Annotated in this window: 12 protein-coding genes, 1 rRNA gene and 1 riboswitch; of the genes, 8 read left to right on the top strand and 5 right to left on the bottom strand. The window is 55.7% G+C overall.

All coding sequences use genetic code 11. The features are described from left to right. From rrf to aceK, 5 genes are all read left to right on the top strand, one after another. Nucleotides 1–73, top strand: a 5S ribosomal RNA gene (gene rrf / locus MUU51_RS22255); the annotation flags it as partial. A gap of 266 nt (nt 74–339) precedes the next feature. Further along, nucleotides 340–1,269 carry a homoserine O-acetyltransferase MetA gene (gene metA, locus MUU51_RS14530; protein WP_159776557.1) on the top strand — a complete coding sequence of 310 codons (930 nt, stop codon included), beginning with the start codon at nt 340–342 and terminating at the stop codon, nt 1,267–1,269. 268 nt (nt 1,270–1,537) lie between these two features. Further along, nucleotides 1,538–3,139 carry a malate synthase A gene (aceB, locus tag MUU51_RS14525; RefSeq protein ID WP_258967997.1) on the top strand — a complete coding sequence of 534 codons (1,602 nt, stop codon included), beginning with the start codon at nt 1,538–1,540 and terminating at the stop codon, nt 3,137–3,139. Between the two features lie 32 nt (nt 3,140–3,171). Further along, a complete protein-coding gene (gene aceA, locus MUU51_RS14520) occupies nt 3,172–4,476 on the top strand; it encodes an isocitrate lyase (protein ID WP_159776561.1) in 1,305 nt (434 codons plus the stop codon). Between the two features lie 50 nt (nt 4,477–4,526). Further along, a complete protein-coding gene (gene aceK / locus MUU51_RS14515; RefSeq protein WP_258967996.1) occupies nt 4,527–6,278 on the top strand; it encodes a bifunctional isocitrate dehydrogenase kinase/phosphatase in 1,752 nt (583 codons plus the stop codon). On the opposite strand, the gene iclR is transcribed toward aceK, so the two are convergent. Further along, nucleotides 6,232–7,062, bottom strand: a complete 831-nt coding sequence (gene iclR, locus MUU51_RS14510; protein WP_159776565.1) for a glyoxylate bypass operon transcriptional repressor IclR — start codon at nt 7,060–7,062, stop codon at nt 6,232–6,234. The genes aceK and iclR overlap by 47 nt on opposite strands. Nucleotides 7,063–7,244: 182 nt before the next feature. On the opposite strand from iclR, the gene metH reads away from it, so the two are divergent. The 3 genes from metH (at nt 7,245) to rluF (ending at nt 13,669) form a co-directional block, all read left to right on the top strand. Then, entirely contained in the window at nt 7,245–10,928 is a 3,684-nt protein-coding gene (gene metH / locus MUU51_RS14505) for a methionine synthase (protein WP_159776568.1), read from the top strand. A 122-nt stretch (nt 10,929–11,050) separates the two neighbouring features. Then, nucleotides 11,051–12,682 carry a Na/Pi cotransporter family protein gene (locus tag MUU51_RS14500; protein WP_159776570.1) on the top strand — a complete coding sequence of 544 codons (1,632 nt, stop codon included), beginning with the start codon at nt 11,051–11,053 and terminating at the stop codon, nt 12,680–12,682. Nucleotides 12,683–12,787: 105 nt separating this feature from the next. Beyond that, the gene (gene rluF / locus MUU51_RS14495; RefSeq protein WP_110511073.1) at nt 12,788–13,669 is read left to right on the top strand and encodes a 23S rRNA pseudouridine(2604) synthase RluF; all 882 of its coding nucleotides are present in this window, start codon (nt 12,788–12,790) and stop codon (nt 13,667–13,669) included. Between the two features lie 72 nt (nt 13,670–13,741). Here rluF and MUU51_RS14490 read toward each other — a convergent pair whose 3' ends face one another. The 4 genes from MUU51_RS14490 to MUU51_RS14475 form a co-directional block, all read right to left on the bottom strand. Continuing rightward, entirely contained in the window at nt 13,742–14,014 is a 273-nt protein-coding gene (locus MUU51_RS14490; RefSeq protein ID WP_159776572.1) for a YjbD family protein, read from the bottom strand. A 104-nt stretch (nt 14,015–14,118) separates the two neighbouring features. Then, complete coding sequence (panS, locus tag MUU51_RS14485; protein WP_258967995.1) at nt 14,119–15,060, bottom strand: ketopantoate/pantoate/pantothenate transporter PanS; 942 nt, start codon at nt 15,058–15,060, stop codon at nt 14,119–14,121. 95 nt (nt 15,061–15,155) lie between these two features. Then, nucleotides 15,156–16,517, bottom strand: a complete 1,362-nt coding sequence (lysC, locus tag MUU51_RS14480; RefSeq protein WP_159776576.1) for a lysine-sensitive aspartokinase 3 — start codon at nt 16,515–16,517, stop codon at nt 15,156–15,158. Between the two features lie 85 nt (nt 16,518–16,602). Beyond that, nucleotides 16,603–16,797, bottom strand: a riboswitch (Lysine riboswitch). Nucleotides 16,798–16,855: 58 nt separating this feature from the next. Then, nucleotides 16,856–18,643, bottom strand: a complete 1,788-nt coding sequence (locus MUU51_RS14475) for a cation:proton antiporter (protein WP_258967994.1) — start codon at nt 18,641–18,643, stop codon at nt 16,856–16,858. Between the last annotated feature and the right edge of the window lie 117 nt (nt 18,644–18,760).

The raw sequence follows: 18,760 nt of genomic DNA, 5'->3' as shown, positions 1-18,760 counted from the left end.
ACTCAGAAGTGAAACGCCGTAGCGCCGATGGTAGTGTGGGGTCTCCCCATGCGAGAGTAGGGAACTGCCAGGCATCAAACAAGTAAGAAACCCCGACCGAAAGGCCGGGGTTTTTTGCGTTTATACGCAGCCTGTCCACAGCGTTATCCACAAGCCTTTCTGAAACAAAAACCATCATTTAAAGCCTATTCTTCCCAAAAAAGGTCGATCCCACGGGCCGTAGCAGCCATGAAACTTTCTCACCTTTCACATGCGCACTCGACATTTCGTTTATTCCTGGTTATCTTCAGCTATCTGGATGTCTAAACGTGTATGCGTATGCTGTGAGGTAATAAGGTTATGCCGATTCGGGTGCTGGACGAGCTACCGGCCGTCAATTTCTTGCGTGATGAGAACGTCTTTGTGATGACGGCATCGCGTGCCACCAACCAGGAAATTCGCCCGCTGAAGGTGCTGATCCTTAATCTGATGCCGAAAAAGATCGAGACGGAAAACCAATTTCTTCGTCTACTGTCGAACTCACCGTTACAGGTTGATGTCCAGCTACTGCGCATAGATGCACGTGAATCCCGTAATACACCGGTCGAGCACCTCAATAATTTCTACTGCAATTTCGAAGACATCTGTGACGACAATTACGATGGTCTGATTGTCACCGGCGCTCCACTAGGTCTGGTTGAATTCAACGATGTCGCCTACTGGCCGCAGATCCAACAAGTACTCGAATGGGCAAAAGATCACGTGACCTCAACGTTGTTCGTCTGTTGGGCCGTTCAGGCCGCACTGAATATTTTGTATGGTATCCCGAAGCAAACCCGCTCTGATAAGCTCTCTGGCGTATATGAACACCACATCCTGCAACCTCATGCCTTGCTGACTCGCGGTTTTGATGATTCCTTCCTGGCCCCGCATTCTCGCTACGCTGATTTCCCGGCGGCGCTGATCCGTGATTACACAGACCTCGAAATACTGGCTGAAACGGAAGATGGAGACGCTTATCTGTTTGCCAGCAAAGACAAGCGGATTGCTTTCGTAACCGGACATCCGGAATACGATGCACATACCCTTGCTGGTGAGTTTTTCCGTGATGAGGAAGCCGGACTTTCCCCGGAAGTGCCCTATAACTACTTCCCACAAAATGATCCACAAAACAAACCGCGGGCAACCTGGCGCAGCCATGGGAATTTACTGTTTATCAACTGGCTGAATTATTACGTCTACCAAATCACGCCATACGATCTGCGACACATGAATCCTACGCTGGAATAATCCTCCACACGGACGATCGTAAAGCGATTCAGCACACCAGAACAGGCACCTACGGGTGCCTTTTTTATTTCCGAAAACATAACCAAATGGTGATGAAACTTTAAATTTAAAGTTATCAACATGTTAAGTTCCATTCAATTCAAAAATGGAAATAGTTTTTGATTTTGGATGATTATTGCGTAGGCTTAATTGAACTGAACGAAAACCAGACAACGATCATTGTTCGTTTTTGGGATGTGACTTTGGATCAACGACGAGGAGCCGCGCAATGACACAACAGGCAACAACCGCAGAAGAACTGGCCTTCAGCCAGCCCTTTGGCGAACAGGAACAGCAGATCCTGACCCCAGAGGCGATCGAATTTCTCAATGAACTGGTCACCCGGTTCACGCCAAAACGTAACAAGCTGCTGGCCGCACGTATTCAGCAGCAGCAAAATATCGATAACGGCCAACTGCCAGATTTCATTTCGGAAACGCATTCCATTAGGAATTCAGAATGGAAAATTCGCGGTATACCTCAGGATCTGCTAGACCGCCGGGTGGAGATCACCGGCCCCGTTGAGCGCAAAATGGTCATCAATGCGCTGAACGCCAACGTAAAAGTGTTTATGGCGGATTTTGAAGATTCGCTGGCCCCGAACTGGGACAAAGTCATCGACGGGCAAATCAACCTGCGCGATGCGGTTGACGGCGTTATCAGCCACACCAATGAAGCCGGGAAAATTTATCAGCTGGGGCCGGATCCTGCGGTGCTGGTATGCCGGGTTCGCGGACTTCATTTGCCAGAAAAGCATGTGACCTGGCGTGGAGAGTCCATTCCTGGAAGCTTGTTTGATTTCGCACTCTACTTCTTCCACAACCATAAAAACCTGCTCACCAAAGGCAGCGGTCCTTATTTTTATCTGCCGAAAACCCAGGCCTGGCAGGAAGCGGCCTGGTGGAGTGAAGTGTTCAGCTTTACTGAAGATCGTTTCGACCTCCCGCGCGGCAGCATCAAAGCCACGTTGCTGATTGAAACGCTCCCGGCGGTATTCCAGATGGACGAAATCCTGCATGCGCTGCGTGACCATATCGTCGGTCTGAACTGCGGGCGCTGGGATTACATTTTCAGCTATATCAAAACGTTGAAGAATCACCCAGACCGTGTGCTGCCTGACAGACAGATGGTCACGATGGACAAACCTTTCCTCAGTGCTTATTCGCGTTTGCTGATCAAAACCTGCCATAAGCGCGGAGCGTTTGCGATGGGCGGCATGGCGGCGTTTATCCCAAGCAAAGACGCCGGGCGCAATACACAGGTGCTCAATAAGGTGAAGGCGGATAAAGCGCTGGAGGCCAACAACGGCCATGACGGCACATGGATTGCGCATCCTGGCCTCGCAGATACCGCGATGGCGGTATTTAACGATGTGCTGGGCGACAGCCCAAACCAGCTGTCCGTGACCCGTGATGACGACGCACCGATTACTGCCGAACAGCTTCTGGCGCCATGCGATGGTGAACGTACGGAAGAGGGCATGCGCGCCAACATTCGTGTGGCTGTGCAGTACATCGAAGCGTGGATCTCCGGCAACGGCTGCGTGCCGATTTACGGCCTGATGGAAGATGCCGCGACGGCAGAAATCTCCCGCACCTCTATCTGGCAGTGGATCCATCACCAGAAGACGCTCAGCAACGGCACGCCAGTGACCAAAGCGCTGTTCCGCCAGATGCTGGCTGAAGAGCTGCGGGTTGTGCAGGATGAACTCGGTGAACACCGCTTCAGCAGCGGTCGCTTTGACGAAGCGGCGCGCCTGATGGAGCAAATCACCACCTCCGAAGAACTCGTCGATTTCTTAACACTTCCCGGCTACCGCCTGCTGGCCTAACCCATCCAATAATTAAAATGGAGCATCTGCCAATGAAAACCCGTACCCAACAAATCGAAGAGATCAAACAGGAATGGACCAACCCACGCTGGGAAGGCATTCGCCGCCCGTACAGTGCGGAAGAGGTGGTGAAATTACGCGGATCGGTGAACCCGGAATGCACACTGGCGCAGCACGGCGCGGCGAAAATGTGGCGTTTGCTGCACGGAGACGCGAAAAAGGGTTACGTGAACAGCCTCGGTGCGCTGACGGGCGGACAGGCGCTGCAACAGGCGAAGGCGGGGATTGAAGCGGTGTATTTATCCGGCTGGCAGGTTGCGGCAGATGCCAACCTGGCCTCGAGCATGTACCCGGATCAGTCGCTGTATCCGGCTAATTCTGTACCGTCGGTGGTGGATCGGATCAACAACACGTTTCGCCGTGCGGATCAGATCCAATGGGCGTCGGGCATTGAGCCAAACGATCCTCGTTATATCGACTACTTCCTGCCGATCGTCGCCGATGCGGAAGCCGGATTTGGCGGTGTGCTCAATGCTTTCGAACTGATGAAGTCGATGATTGAAGCAGGCGCGGCGGCTGTTCATTTTGAAGATCAGCTGGCCTCGGTGAAAAAATGCGGACACATGGGGGGCAAAGTACTGGTGCCAACCCAGGAAGCGATTCAAAAACTGGTTGCCGCACGTCTTGCTGCCGACGTGCTGGGCGTGCCGACGCTGTTGATTGCCCGTACCGATGCTGACGCCGCAGATTTGATAACCTCTGACTGTGACCCGTACGACAGTGAATTTATCACTGGCGAGCGTACCAGCGAAGGATTTTACCGCACCCGCGCGGGCATTGAACAGGCGATCAGCCGTGGGCTGGCGTATGCGCCGTATGCCGATTTGGTATGGTGTGAAACTTCCACACCGGACCTCGATTTGGCTCGCCGCTTCGCTGAGGCTATCCACGCGAAATATCCAGGCAAACTGCTGGCCTACAACTGCTCGCCGTCATTTAACTGGAAGAAAAATCTGGACGATAAAACCATCGCCAGCTTCCAGCAGCAGCTATCGGAAATGGGCTACAAATACCAGTTCATCACCCTCGCGGGCATTCACAGCATGTGGTTCAGCATGTTCGACCTGGCCCACGCCTACGCGCAGGGCGAAGGGATGCGCCATTATGTCGAAAAAGTGCAACAACCTGAGTTTGAATCGGGCAAACAGGGCTATACCTTCGTCTCCCATCAGCAGGAAGTGGGCACGGGCTATTTCGACAAGGTCACGACCATCATTCAGGGTGGTGCGTCTTCCGTCACTGCGCTGACAGGATCGACCGAAGAATCGCAGTTCTGATTTCGTCCTCTCTTCCTGCGGGGAGAGAGGAACCCACAACGGAGATGCAGATGACGCGTGGTCTCGAACTGTTAATCGCTCAAACTATTCTGCAAGGATTCGACGCGCAGTATGGCCGCTTTCTGGAAGTCACTTCCGGGGCGCAAGAGCGTTTCGAGCAGGCAGACTGGCACGCGGTACAACAGGCTATGAAGCAGCGTATTCATCTGTACGACCATCATGTGGGTCTGGTAGTGGAACAACTGCGTTGCATCACGGAAGGCAAAAGTCCGGATGCGGCTTTTTTGCTGCGGGTGAAAGAGCATTACACCGCGCTGCTGCCTGATTACCCTCGCTTTGAAATTGCCGAAAGCTTTTTTAACTCTGTGTATTGTCGGTTATTTGACCACCGCTCGCTGACTCCCGAGCGGCTTTTTATTTTCAGTTCTCAGCCGGAGCGCCGCTTTCGCGCCATTCCTCGACCACTGGCGAAAGATTTTTACCCGGAGAATGGCTGGGAGACGCTGTTCAATCACATGCTGACCGATCTGCCGCTGCGCCTGCCGTGGCAGGATAAAGCCCGTGATGTGGGTTATATCGTGGCGCACCTGATGGCGTCTTTCGAACCGGAGGTGCTACGTGAATCGCATTTGCAGGTCGCCAACGAGTTGTTTTATCGCAATAAAGCCGCCTGGCTGGTGGCAAAGTTACAGACGCCGCAGGGTGTGGTGCCACTGCTGTTGCCCATTCATCGCAGCGATGAAGGCGAGCTATTCGTTGATACCTGTCTGACAAGCAGCGCCGAGGCCAGCATTGTCTTCGGCTTCGCTCGCTCCTATTTCATGGTTTATGCCCCGCTCCCGGCAGCATTAGTCGAATGGCTGCGGGAAATACTGCCGGGTAAAACCACCGCCGAACTGTACATGGCGATTGGCTGCCAGAAGCATGGAAAAACGGAAAGCTATCGCGAATATCTGACCTATATTCGCCAGACCGATGAACAGTTCATCGAAGCGCCGGGCATTCGCGGGATGGTGATGCTGGTGTTCACGCTGCCCGGGTTCGACCGGGTATTTAAGGTCATCAAAGACAGGTTTGCGCCACAAAAAGAGATGAATGCGGCGCATGTGCGGGCCTGTTATCAGTTAGTCAAAGAACACGATCGCGTTGGACGCATGGCCGACACGCAGGAATTTGAAAACTTCGTGCTGGAAAAACGGCAAATATCACCCGCGCTGCTCGCCCTACTGTGGCAGGAAGTCCCGCAGAAAATCACCGATCTCGGGGACCGCATTGCCATCAGTCATCTCTACATTGAACGGCGGATGGTACCACTCAATATTTGGCTGGAACGGGTCAACGGCCAGCAGTTACGTGATGCGGTCGAAGAATATGGGAATGCTATTCGTCAGCTGGCTGCGGCCAATATTTTCCCCGGCGATATGCTGTTCAAGAATTTTGGCGTCACCCGCCACGGACGGGTCGTTTTTTATGATTACGATGAAATTTGCTACATGACGGAAGTGAATTTCCGCGACATCCCGCCGCCGCGTTATCCGGAAGATGAACTCGCCAGCGAGCCGTGGTACAGCGTTTCTCCGGGCGATGTTTTTCCCGAAGAGTTTCGCCACTGGCTGTGCGCCGATGCGCGTATCGGACCGCTGTTTGAAGAAATGCACGCTGACCTGCTACGAGCAGACTACTGGCGCGGCCTGCAAACGCGGATTCGGGACGGACACGTGGAAGATGTTTTTGCTTACCGTAAACGCCAGCGTTTTAGCGTGTGCCACCAAACGCCAGCGTCACTTCTTTCGCCGCCTTAATCACCAGCGCCCCAAGCTCGGTCACGCGATCGTCGGTCACACGGGAAATTGGCCCTGAAATGGAGATGGCAGCAAATGGTTCGCGATGCTCATCGTAAATACACGCCGCCACACAACGCAGGCCCAGTGCGTGCTCTTCATCATCAAATGAGTAACCGCGCTTGCGAATCTGCGCCAAATCTTCTTTCAGATGCACCGGCGATACCAGGGTTGCGTGCGTGTAGGCGTGGAGCCCTTTGCGGTGCAGCAGCCCGCTAACCTGCTCATCGGTCAACTGAGATAAAAATGCCTTCCCGGCGCCTGATGCGTGCATCGGTAGCTTGCCGCCAATCGGTGCGGACATGCGCATCAGCTGCGTACACTGCACCTGATCGATGATGATCGCCTGATGGTCGCTCTGGTCGAGCACCGCCAGGTTCACCGTTTCTCCGGAGTCATCCATCAGCTTGCGCAGGATAGGGTGCACAATCGCCAGCAGGTTACGGCTTTGCAGGAAACTACTGCCGACGATGAAGGCGTGCGCGCCCACCGTCCAGTGGCCCAGATCGCCGGTCTGACGAACAAAACCCAACTGCTGCATGGTGGTCAACAGGCGGTGAGTGGTGGAGTTCGGCAGGCCAGCCTGCTGCGCCAGCTCGGTCAACGCTACGCTGCCATGGGATTCTGCAATCGACTCCAGCAGCTTCAGGCCGCGTGTCAGCGACTGTACCTGACCGGTGGGCTGTGGGGCCGCTGCGGCAGGGGCGGGTTTTCTGCCACGTTTTGCGGGAACAGTTGCAACCATGACGAGCTCCTTATTCTGTATCGTGGAAATCATTTTCGTTTTATTTGATTATAATGCAACCGTTATCAGAACTGATCGGAGCAGTGGTAGTGAACATCTCTCATGTTCCGCGTGGTTCTCTTTTCCACAGTGGTTGAATATGCCACTATGGCTTGTTGATAAGAGCGTTGTCGGGAGTCCGCGTGAGCACCATCGAAAAGCAGCTGAAGCAGCAATTAAAAGATCGTATCCTGGTTCTGGACGGGGGCATGGGCACCATGATCCAGAGCTATCGCCTGAACGAAGAAGATTACCGTGGCGAACGCTTCGCTGAATGGTCGAGTGACCTGAAGGGCAACAACGACCTGCTGGTGCTGACCCAACCGGATATCATTGCCGCCATCCATAACGCCTATTTCGAGGCCGGGGCGGATATCGTTGAGACCAACACCTTTAACTCAACGACCATCGCCATGGCGGATTACCAGATGGAATCGCTGTCTGCGGAGATAAACTTCGCGGCGGCAAAGCTGGCCCGCGCTTGTGCCGATGAATGGACAGCCCGCACGCCGCACAAACCGCGTTATGTCGCCGGGGTTCTTGGCCCGACTAACCGCACGGCATCTATTTCTCCCGATGTAAATGATCCGGCATTTCGTAACGTCACCTTCGATCAGCTGGTGGTCGCCTACCGCGAATCCACCAAAGCGCTGGTGGAAGGGGGCTCAGACCTGATTCTTATCGAAACCGTTTTTGACACCCTCAATGCCAAAGCCGCGATTTACGCGGTGAAAGAGGAAATGGAGGCGTTAGGCGTTGATCTGCCGATCATGATTTCCGGCACCATCACCGATGCTTCCGGCCGTACGCTTTCCGGGCAAACTACGGAAGCGTTCTATAACTCGCTGCGTCATGCGGATGCGCTGTCGTTTGGCCTGAACTGTGCGCTGGGGCCAGATGAACTGCGCCAGTACGTGCAGGAGCTGTCGCGCATTGCTGAGTGCTACGTCACGGCGCACCCGAATGCCGGTTTACCGAATGCCTTCGGGGAATATGACCTTGATGCCGACACCATGGCGGCGCAAATTCGTGAATGGGCCGAATCTGGCTTCCTGAATATTGTCGGCGGTTGCTGCGGGACCACGCCGGAACATATTGCGGCGATGAGCCGCGCGGTGGAAGGCCTTGCGCCGCGCCAGCTGCCGGACCTGCCGGTCGCCTGCCGTCTGGCGGGCCTTGAGCCGTTGAATATCGGCGCTGAGAGCCTGTTTGTGAACGTGGGTGAACGTACCAACGTCACGGGCTCAGCCAAATTTAAGCGCCTGATTAAAGAAGAGAAATACGCCGAAGCGCTGGACGTTGCTCTTCAGCAGGTGGAAAGCGGCGCGCAGATAATCGACATCAACATGGATGAAGGGATGCTCGACGCCGAAGCGGCGATGGTGCGTTTCCTGAACCTGATTGCCGGTGAGCCAGACATCGCCCGCGTGCCAATCATGATCGACTCCTCGAAGTGGGAAGTTATCGAAAAAGGGCTGAAGTGTATTCAGGGCAAAGGCATCGTTAACTCCATTTCGATGAAAGAGGGTGTCGAAGCCTTCGTCGCTCACGCCAAAAAAGTCCGTCGCTACGGCGCTGCGGTGGTGGTAATGGCGTTTGATGAAATTGGTCAGGCCGACACCCGTGCGCGCAAAATCGAAATCTGCACCCGTGCCTATAAAATTCTGACCGAAGACGTGGGCTTCCCACCGGAAGACATCATCTTCGACCCCAATATTTTCGCCGTTGCGACCGGCATCGAAGAGCACAACAACTACGCGCAGGACTTCATCGGCGCGTGCGAAGACATCAAACGCGAGCTGCCTCACGCGCTGATTTCCGGCGGCGTTTCTAACGTCTCTTTCTCGTTCCGCGGCAACGACCCGGTGCGCGAAGCCATCCACGCCGTGTTCCTCTACTACGCGATCCGCAACGGAATGGACATGGGGATCGTCAACGCCGGACAACTGGCGATTTATGACGATTTGCCCGCTGAACTGCGCGACGCGGTGGAAGACGTGGTGCTCAACCGTCGCGATGACAGCACCGAACGTCTGCTTGATCTCGCTGAAAAATACCGCGGCAGTAAAACCGATGAAGCGGCCAATACTCAGCAAGCCGAATGGCGCAGCTGGGAAGTGAAAAAACGCCTCGAGTATTCACTGGTCAAAGGCATCACAGAATTTATCGAAATCGATACCGAAGAAGCACGCCAGCAGGCCTCGCGACCAATCGAAGTTATCGAAGGGCCGCTGATGGACGGTATGAACGTGGTCGGCGACCTGTTCGGCGAAGGCAAAATGTTTCTGCCGCAGGTGGTGAAATCCGCCCGCGTCATGAAGCAAGCGGTGGCGTATCTTGAACCGTACATTGAAGCCAGCAAAGAGAAAGGGCAGACCAACGGCAAAATGGTGATCGCCACTGTGAAGGGCGATGTGCACGACATCGGCAAGAATATCGTGGGCGTGGTGCTGCAATGTAATAACTACGAGATTATCGATCTTGGCGTGATGGTGCCGACCGACAAAATCCTCAAAACTGCGCGCGAAGTGAATGCCGACCTGATTGGCCTCTCCGGATTGATCACCCCGTCGCTAGACGAAATGGTCAACGTGGCGAAAGAGATGGAGCGCCAGGGCTTCACTATTCCGCTGTTGATTGGCGGCGCAACGACCTCGAAAGCGCACACGGCGGTAAAAATCGAGCAGAACTACAGCGGCCCGACGGTGTATGTGCAGAACGCCTCGCGCACCGTGGGTGTGGTTTCTGCACTGCTTTCGGCGACGCAGCGTGATGCGTTTGTTGCCCGCACGCGTCAAGAATATGACACAGTGCGTATCCAGCACGCGCGTAAAAAACCGCGCACGCCGCCAGTGTCATTGCAAGTCGCCCGCGATAACGATTTGGCCTTCGACTGGGCAAGCTACACGCCGCCAGTCGCGCATCGTCTCGGCGTGCAGGCCGTCAGTGCCAGCATCGAAACGCTGCGTAACTACATCGACTGGACGCCGTTCTTCATGACCTGGTCGCTGGCGGGAAAATATCCGCGCATTCTTGAAGATGAGGTGGTGGGTGAAGAGGCCAAACGTCTGTTTGCCGATGCCAATGAAATGCTCGATAACCTCAGTGCAAACAAATCGCTGAACCCGCGCGGTGTCGTGGGCTTGTTCCCGGCGAACCGTATCGGCGACGACATCGAAATTTATCGCGATGAAACCCGCACGCACGTGCTGGCGGTCAGTCGCCATCTGCGCCAACAGACTGAAAAGGTGGGCTTTGCTAACTACTGTCTGTCGGACTTCGTTGCACCGAAAATTTCCGGAAAGGCGGATTATATCGGCGCCTTTGCGGTCACCGGTGGGCTGGAAGAAGACGCGCTGGCGGATGCGTTCGACGCACAGCACGACGACTACAACAAGATTATGATCAAAGCGATAGCCGATCGTCTGGCGGAAGCGTTTGCGGAATACCTGCATGAACGTGTGCGCAAAGTGCACTGGGGCTACGCCGCCAATGAAAACCTCAGCAACGAGGAACTCATTCGCGAAAATTACCAGGGTATTCGCCCGGCTCCGGGTTACCCGGCCTGTCCGGAACACACCGAAAAAGCCACCATTTGGCAGCTGCTGGACGCCGAAACCCACACCGGCATGAAACTCACAGAGTCCTACGCCATGTGGCCAGGCGCCTCGGTTTCGGGCTGGTACTTCAGCCATCCGGACAGCAAGTACTACGCGGTGGCGCAAATCCAGCGCGATCAGGTAGAAGACTACGCCTTGCGTAAGGGAATGAGCGTCGCAGAAGCCGAGCGCTGGCTGGCGCCGAACCTGGGGTATGACGCTGATTAATTAATTTTTTCTTACAACAAACGAGGCGCCCTTACGGCGCCTTGTCTCTTTATTGTACGTAAACCCTTATACTGAAAGGGGGTCAGGATGCATATCCCGTAGAATAAGGAGAAAAATAACCCATGCTAATTTTATTACATCTGCTATCCGCAGTGGCGCTCCTGGTCTGGGGGACACATATCGTTCGAACCGGCGTGATGCGCGTTTTCGGCGCCCGCCTGCGTACCGTACTCAGCCGCAGCGTTGAAAAGAAACCACTCGCCTTCTGCGCGGGCATTGGTGTCACCGCGCTGGTGCAGAGCAGCAATGCCACCACCATGCTGGTCACCTCGTTTGTCGCGCAAGATTTAGTGGCGCTGACGCCTGCGCTGGTTATCGTGCTCGGTGCCGATGTGGGTACCGCGCTGATGGCCCGCGTGCTGACCTTCGATCTTTCCTGGCTGTCGCCGCTGCTGATTTTCGTCGGCGTTATCTTCTTCCTCGGGCGTAAACAAACGCGTGCCGGGCAGTTGGGGCGCGTGGGGATTGGCCTCGGGCTGATCCTTCTGGCCCTGGAACTGATTGTTCAGGCTGTTCACCCGATAACCCAGGCCAATGGCGTACAGGTGATTTTCGCCTCGCTGACTGGCGATATCATGCTCGATGCGCTGATCGGCGCGCTGTTTGCGGTCATCACCTACTCAAGTCTCGCCGCGGTGCTGTTGACCGCAACGTTAACGGCCACTGGTGTGATTTCGTTCCCGGTGGCGCTGTGTCTGGTGATTGGTGCGAATCTCGGTTCTGGCCTGTTGGCGATGCTGAACAACAGCACCGCCAATGCCGCCGCACGTCGCGTGGCGCTCGGCAGCCTGCTGTTTAAGCTGGTGGGCAGCCTGATTGTATTGCCGTTTATCCACATGCTGGCAGACGTAATGGCCCGCCTGCCGGTAGCGAAATCTGAACTGGTTATCTACTTCCACGTGTTCTACAACCTGATCCGCTGTCTGGCGATGGTGCCGTTCGCCGAGCCGATGGCTCGCTTCTGCAAGCGTATTATCGTGGAAGTGCCGGAGCTGGATGCACGTCTGAAACCGAAACATCTCGACCCAACGGCGCTGGATACGCCGACGCTGGCGTTGGCCAACGCCGCTCGTGAAACGCTGCGCATCGGTGATGCGATGGAAAACATGATGGCGGGCCTGCACAAGATTATTCACGGTGAGCCGCGCGAAGAGAAAGAGCTGCGCAAAATCGCTGACGACGTCAACGTGCTCTACACCGCCATCAAGCTGTATCTGGCGCGGATGCCGAAGGACGAGCTGGCAGAAGAGGAGTCCCGACGCTGGGCGGAAATCATTGAGATGTCGCTGAACCTCGAACAGGCTTCCGACATTATCGAGCGCATGGGCAGTGAGATTGCCGATAAATCACTGGCTGCGCGCCGGGCGTTTTCCGTCGAAGGGCTGAAAGAACTGGATGTTCTTTTCGAGCAGTTGCTCAGCAACCTGCAGCTGGCGATGTCAGTGTTCTTCTCCGGTGACGTCGACAGCGCCCGCCGTTTGCGCCGTAACAAGCACCGCTTCCGCATCCTGAATCGTCGCTACTCACATGCTCACGTCGACAGGCTGCATCAGCAAAACGTGCAGAGTATCGAAACCAGCTCGCTGCACCTGGGGCTGCTCGGCGACATGAAGCGCCTCAACTCCCTGTTCTGTGCGGTAGCGTACAGTGTGATGGAACAGCCGGACGAAGACGACGACCGCGACGATTATTGATTGTTGGTCCGTCTCATCAGCACCCCTGTATCTTGAAGAGCGACGGGGATAGCTGTTTTCTAAGGCTATCGGCCTTTGCTATAGTTCGCGCATACAGGAGAAACTATGCTGCCGACTCAATCAATCCGATTAAATAAATACATCAGCGAAAGTGGCATCTGCTCACGTCGTGACGCCGACCGCTATATCGAACAGGGCAACGTGCTCATCAACGGCAAGCGCGCCACCATTGGCGATCAGGTGGTGGCGGGCGACGTCGTGAAAGTTAACGGCCAGCTCATCGAGCCGCGTCAGGAAGACGATTTGGTATTAATCGTATTGAACAAACCGGTCGGGATCGTCAGCACCACCGAGAACGGCGAAAAGGACAACATCGTCGATTTCGTCAACCACAGCAGCCGCGTGTTCCCGATTGGCCGCCTGGACAAAGACTCGCAGGGCCTGATTTTCCTCACCAACCATGGCGACCTGGTGAATAAAATTCTGCGTGCCGGCAACGACCATGAAAAAGAGTATCTGGTCACGGTTAACAAACCGGTGACTGATGAATTTATCGCGGGAATGGGCAAGGGCGTGCCGATCCTCGGCACGGTAACGAAAAAGTGCAAAGTGAAAAGAGAAGCGCCGTTCACTTTCCGCATCACCCTGGTTCAGGGCCTGAACCGTCAGATTCGTCGCATGTGTGAACATTTCGGATTCGAAGTCACCAAGCTTGAGCGTACGCGAATCATGAACGTTAGCCTGAAAGGACTGCCGTTAGGCGAATGGCGAGACCTGACTGATGATGAACTGATCGAACTGTTTAAGCTGATTGAAAACTCATCTTCGGAAGCCAAACCGGCAAAAGCCAAAGCCAAGCCGAAAACCGCCGCAACCCCGGTGAAGAAACCGGCCAGCAGCGGCGCAAAAAACATGGCGAAAACCCCGGCAGAACTGGCAAACCGTAAGCGCTTTGCCTCACCAGGGCGCAAGAAGAAAGGGCGGTAAATCGCTCTGAGTTCAAAAGAGAAATGCCGGGAGATCCCCGGCATTTTTGTTCTTTCGTAGGCTTTATGGTGCTTAGCGTTTTCCTCGCGGCCCTGTGCTGGCAGTCCACGTGAATGTCGCTGTTTTATCGACTTTATAAGCCTGGTTTTTCTTCAACTGGCGGGCTTTCCTGGCTTCTGCTTCCCGCTCGGCCATCAGTTTGTCGATGTACTCTTTTTTGACGCTGTTGTTTTCCGCGTTGGTCAGCGGGCGGCCGTGGGCGATACGGGCGCGGTCGAGGAGGGTTTTCAGCTCGCGTTGTTCTTTCTCGGTCATGTCCTGCTGGGTCAGACGTGAAATTGCCATAGTGAAGCCTCCTGAGGAATAAGCCCAGAGTGTACCGCACAACCGGGCGATACGCTCTGGACTTCTTCTTGCATGACGTGGTGAGCCGCCACGCACTTCATCGATTAACTCTCTTTCGCCACCGCCACTTTCTGTTTCTCTACAGGTTTGCCTGACCAGTATCCCGCCAGCAGCGAGCCGGAAAGGTTATGCCAGACCGAGAACAGCGCGCCGGGTAGCGCGGCGAGTGGGCCGAAGTAGATTTTGCCCAGCGCCGCCGCCAGGCCGGAGTTCTGCATCCCGACTTCAATGGCCAGCGTGCGGCAGGTTGATTCGTCGAAGCCGAACAGGCGCCCGCCCCAGTAGCCGCCGAGCAGGCCCAGTGTGTTGTGCAGGATAACTGCGATAATCACCACAAAACCGACCGAAGCGATATGCGAAGCGGAGCCCGCCACCACGGCACTGATGATCGCCAGAATGCACAGCATGGAAAACGCAGGCAGGTACGGCTCTACTGCTTTCACCACGCGCGGGAGCAGGTGATGCACCACCAGGCCAAGCGCAATCGGGATCACTACAATTTGCAGAATGCTCAGCAGCATGCCCATTACGTCGACCTGAATGTGTGTGTCGACGTACAGGCGAGTCAGCAGCGGCGTGGCAATCACACCGACCAGCGTGGAGACGGACGAAATGGTCACGGACAGCGCCACGTCACCCTTCGCCAGGAAAATCATGACGTTTGACGCCGTGCCGCTGGCGACGCTGCCAACCAGCACCATCCCGGCAGACAGTTCCGGCGGCATATGGAACAGCAGCGCCAGCAGCCACGCGGCGAGTGGCATCACCAGATAGTGCAGGAAAATCCCGGCGGCAACCGGGGCCGGGCGTGACAGCACACGTTTGAAATCGTCAATTTTGAGATGCACGCCCATACCGAACATGATCAGCATTAGCAGCGTGGTCACCCACGGACCAATTGCCGTGAAAGTGGTCGGTGTTTTGTACGCCAGTACGGAGAGCAGCACGGCCCAGAGCGGGAACAGCCGCGTAAGTATCGAGAGCATGATGTATTCCTTGCAGATGTTATGTTGTCTTTTATAGGTATAAAAAAGCCGGGTTCGAGCCCGGCTATAGGTATTGTTTATCCTGCTAAGGATAATTATTCAAACAGATTATGATGAAGTTTTTGCACGACCTGCTCGGCTTCGGCACCGGGCACCAGGAAGCACAGGTTGTGGCTGGATGCGCCGTAGCAAATCATGCGGATGTTAAACGGTTCGAGTACGCCAAACACCTCTTTGCCCACGCCGCAGGCTTTCGACAGATCGTTCCCAATCAGCGCAACCAGCGCGAGGTTCTCTTCCACTTCCACGCGGCACAGGGCCGACAGCTCAATCAGCAGCGACTGCGTCAGCAGGGTATCGCTGGTGGCGGTCGAACCGGTGGTATCGAGGGTCAGTGCGATGCTGACTTCTGAAGTGGTGATCAGGTCAACTGAAATATTATGGCGCGCCAGGATGCCAAAAACTTCCGCAAGGAAACCGCGTGAATGCAGCATATTGAGACTGTGCAGTGTCAGCAGCGTTTGCTTGCGGCGCAGGGCCAGCGCGCGGAACAGGGGTGGGTTCTCGGTTTTGTTGCACACCAGCGTGCCACCGGCTTTCGGATCTTTGCTTGAGCCGACAAACACCGGAATGTCGCTGCGAACTGCAGGCAGCAGCGTGGCCGGGTGCAGCACTTTCGCGCCGAAGGTCGCCAGTTCTGCGGCTTCCTCAAACGCAATTTCATCGATGCGATGCGCGGCAGGCACCACGCGCGGGTCGGTGGTGTAGATGCCCGGAACGTCGGTCCAGATATCAACGCGAGACGCATGCAGCGCTTCACCCAGCAGTGCCGCGGTGTAATCACTGCCGCCACGGCCAAGCGTCGTGGTGCGGCCTTTGGCTTCGCTGCCGATAAAGCCCTGAGTGACCACCAGGCCCTCTTCCAGGCGCGGGGCGAGCTGTTGACTGGTCAGTTCAGCCAGCGCGGCGATGTCCGGCTCGGCGCGGCCAAAGCGGTCGCTGGTGCGCATGACTTTGCGGACGTCAAACCACTGGGCCTGGATATTACGTTCGCGGAGGATTTCGACGAACAGCAGCGTCGACATCAGTTCGCCATGGCTCACCAGCTCGTCGGTCAGTGCCGTTGACGTCGCCAGCGAAGCGGCTTCCGCCAGGGTGGTGATGTTTTCCAGCAGGCGTTCGACTTCTTCGCGGATAACGTTAGGGTTGTGCAGGCGTTCGAGGATATCGAACTGAATTCGGCGCAGCGCATCGAGTTTAACGAAGCGTTCGGTGGATTCGAGACCTTCCGCCAGGGCAACCAGCAGATTTGTCACCCCAGCTGAGGCGGACAGAACGACCAGGCGTGCGCCGGAATCGGAAAGCACCACGTCGGCGCTGCGGTTCATGGCTTCGTAATCGGCAACGCTGGTACCGCCAAATTTGGCTACAACGAGCGGAGAGTCTGCATGTGTCATAAAGATAAAAACCTCGTGTCAGGGAATTAAAAGTTCAGCCTTGGCACAAGGAAAGAGCGGAAGGGTAGACGTAGAAAGCTACAGTTCACCCAGAAGCGCTCCACCTTGTGAAGCGCCCGACTGCGGGTCGCTTCCGGTGACAGCCCAGAGGATTCAGCCTCTGTAGCCGATAGTGAACACTGCCAGATGTTCCGCTATCTCGGCATCGCTCCCCATAAGGTATTTTCGCAGGACTGGCTCCTCGAACACCTCGCCTGGGCGATGCTCCTCTTCTGGCCTGCGCACGAATGCGCAGGTAGGGTTTTATAAATAAAGGGTTCCGGGGGGTGTTGTCAATGTTACGATGATGTCGATTTTTCATTTTCAACAATCGCCACTAATGTACACGGTAGTGGCGGAGTCAGGTGACTGTTCATTGTCATCAAAACGCCATCCTCTTTTTGGGCAAACAGCGGCGTTGCGCCAGGGTTCGCTTTCAGATAATCCTCCCAACCAAAATTTTCATTCAGGCGGGTGACTTTCACTGCCGCACCTTTGGCGAGCAGGCTGCTGAGCCGCGCCCAGGTCACATCTTTGTCGAACAGGCGCTCATGCCGCGTCTCTTTTTCGCTACGGCCTTTGGTTTCCTGACCGGTACGAATCGAGAACACCCGGTTTTCGCCGAAGATGTGTTTGAAGTGCAGTACCGCGAGCGCATTTTGATGGCGGTTCGGTGAAAGGGCGATGACCTGACGCGTATCGCTCAGGTTGAGGTAGTTCTCCGCATGTTCCGACCAGGCATTACCGTACCAGGCCGGCAAACCGGCCATTCGCGCCAGACGATAATATTCCCAACTGTTATCGCTGAGCTGCACCGGAATATCGAGTTTTTTCAGCGCCTGCGCCAGCGTGCGGGCCACGGTATTCGCGCCGACAATCAAAATGCCCCGCGGTTTACGCTGTTGCACGCCGAGCAGTCGCGCCAGCCAGCCGCTGGTGAGGCTTTGCAGCACCACCGTGCCGATGATAATGGCGAACACCACTGTGACCAGCTGATCGGCGCCGTCGTAACCGTCTTTCTGTAGCGTCAGGGCGAACAGTGAACTGACCGCGGCGGCGACAATCCCGCGAGGCGCAATCCAGCACAGCAGCAGTTTTTCGCGCCAGCTCAGGGATGAGCCGTACGTTGAGACCAGAATACACAGCGGTCGCGCGACAAACTGCACCACCAATAACAGGCCTAACAGTGGCCAGCCCATCGCCCACAGCGCCTGGATGTCGAGCCGCGCCGCCAGAATGATAAACAATGCAGACAGCAGAATGGCCGATAGCTCCTCCTTAAACTCGACGATATCCGTCGTTTCGACTTCCTTCATGTTGGCGAGCCAGACACCGAGCACCGTCACCGCCAGCAGCCCGGACTCGTCCGCCAGGGCATTCGCCAGCCCGAACGTCAGCAGCACAATCGCCAACACCGCAAAGTTTTGCAGATAGCCTGGCAGCCAGCCACGTTTCAGCGCATTGCCGAGCAGGAAGCCAAATATCGCCCCGCAGGCCAGGCCCACGGCCAGCGTCTGCGCCAGCGTCATCAGCAGATGGAATCCGCCAGAGGAGGTTTCGTGTGCGGTGATAAATTCAAACACCAGTAGGGTAAAAATCGCACCGACCGGATCGATGACGATACCTTCCCAACGCAGCACCTGGTTGATGCCCGCCGTCGGGCGCACCACACGCATTAGCGGAGCGATAACCGTCGGCCCGGTGACCACCGTTACCGCGCCAATCAGCGCCGATATTTGTGGCGTAAGCCCAAGGATGCCCCAGCAGGCCAGTGAAATGGCCGCAAAGGTAATCAGCATCCCGACGGTGACCAGGTTGCGCACCACACCCCCGAGACCACGGATTTCGTCAAAGCGCAGCGTCAGCGCCCCTTCAAACAAAATGATGGCCACCGCCAGCGACACCAGCGGGAACAGCAGCGGGCCAAACAGCAGGTCAGGTTGTAAAATATGCAGGACCGGGCCAAGCCCGACGCCAATTAGCAGCAGCGGCAAAATGGCGGGAATGCGTAAACCCCATGCCAGCCATTGGGCCAGCAGGGAAGCGATGGCGATGATCACCAGGAGAAACGGGACCGGCAGTTCCATATTTTTCTTTTTTCCTTCGTCACGTGGAGCAAATCATTGTGCGAAATGACGCATGTGTAGATTATAAGCAGCAGTGATGAGTTCAGGATAACGAAGGCTGAACTGAAACGTCTCAAT

It is taken from the genome of Scandinavium manionii, assembly GCF_024764775.1.
GTDB classification, from domain to species: domain Bacteria; phylum Pseudomonadota; class Gammaproteobacteria; order Enterobacterales; family Enterobacteriaceae; genus Scandinavium; species Scandinavium manionii.
This window is presented reverse-complemented; position numbering and strand designations above follow the sequence as displayed.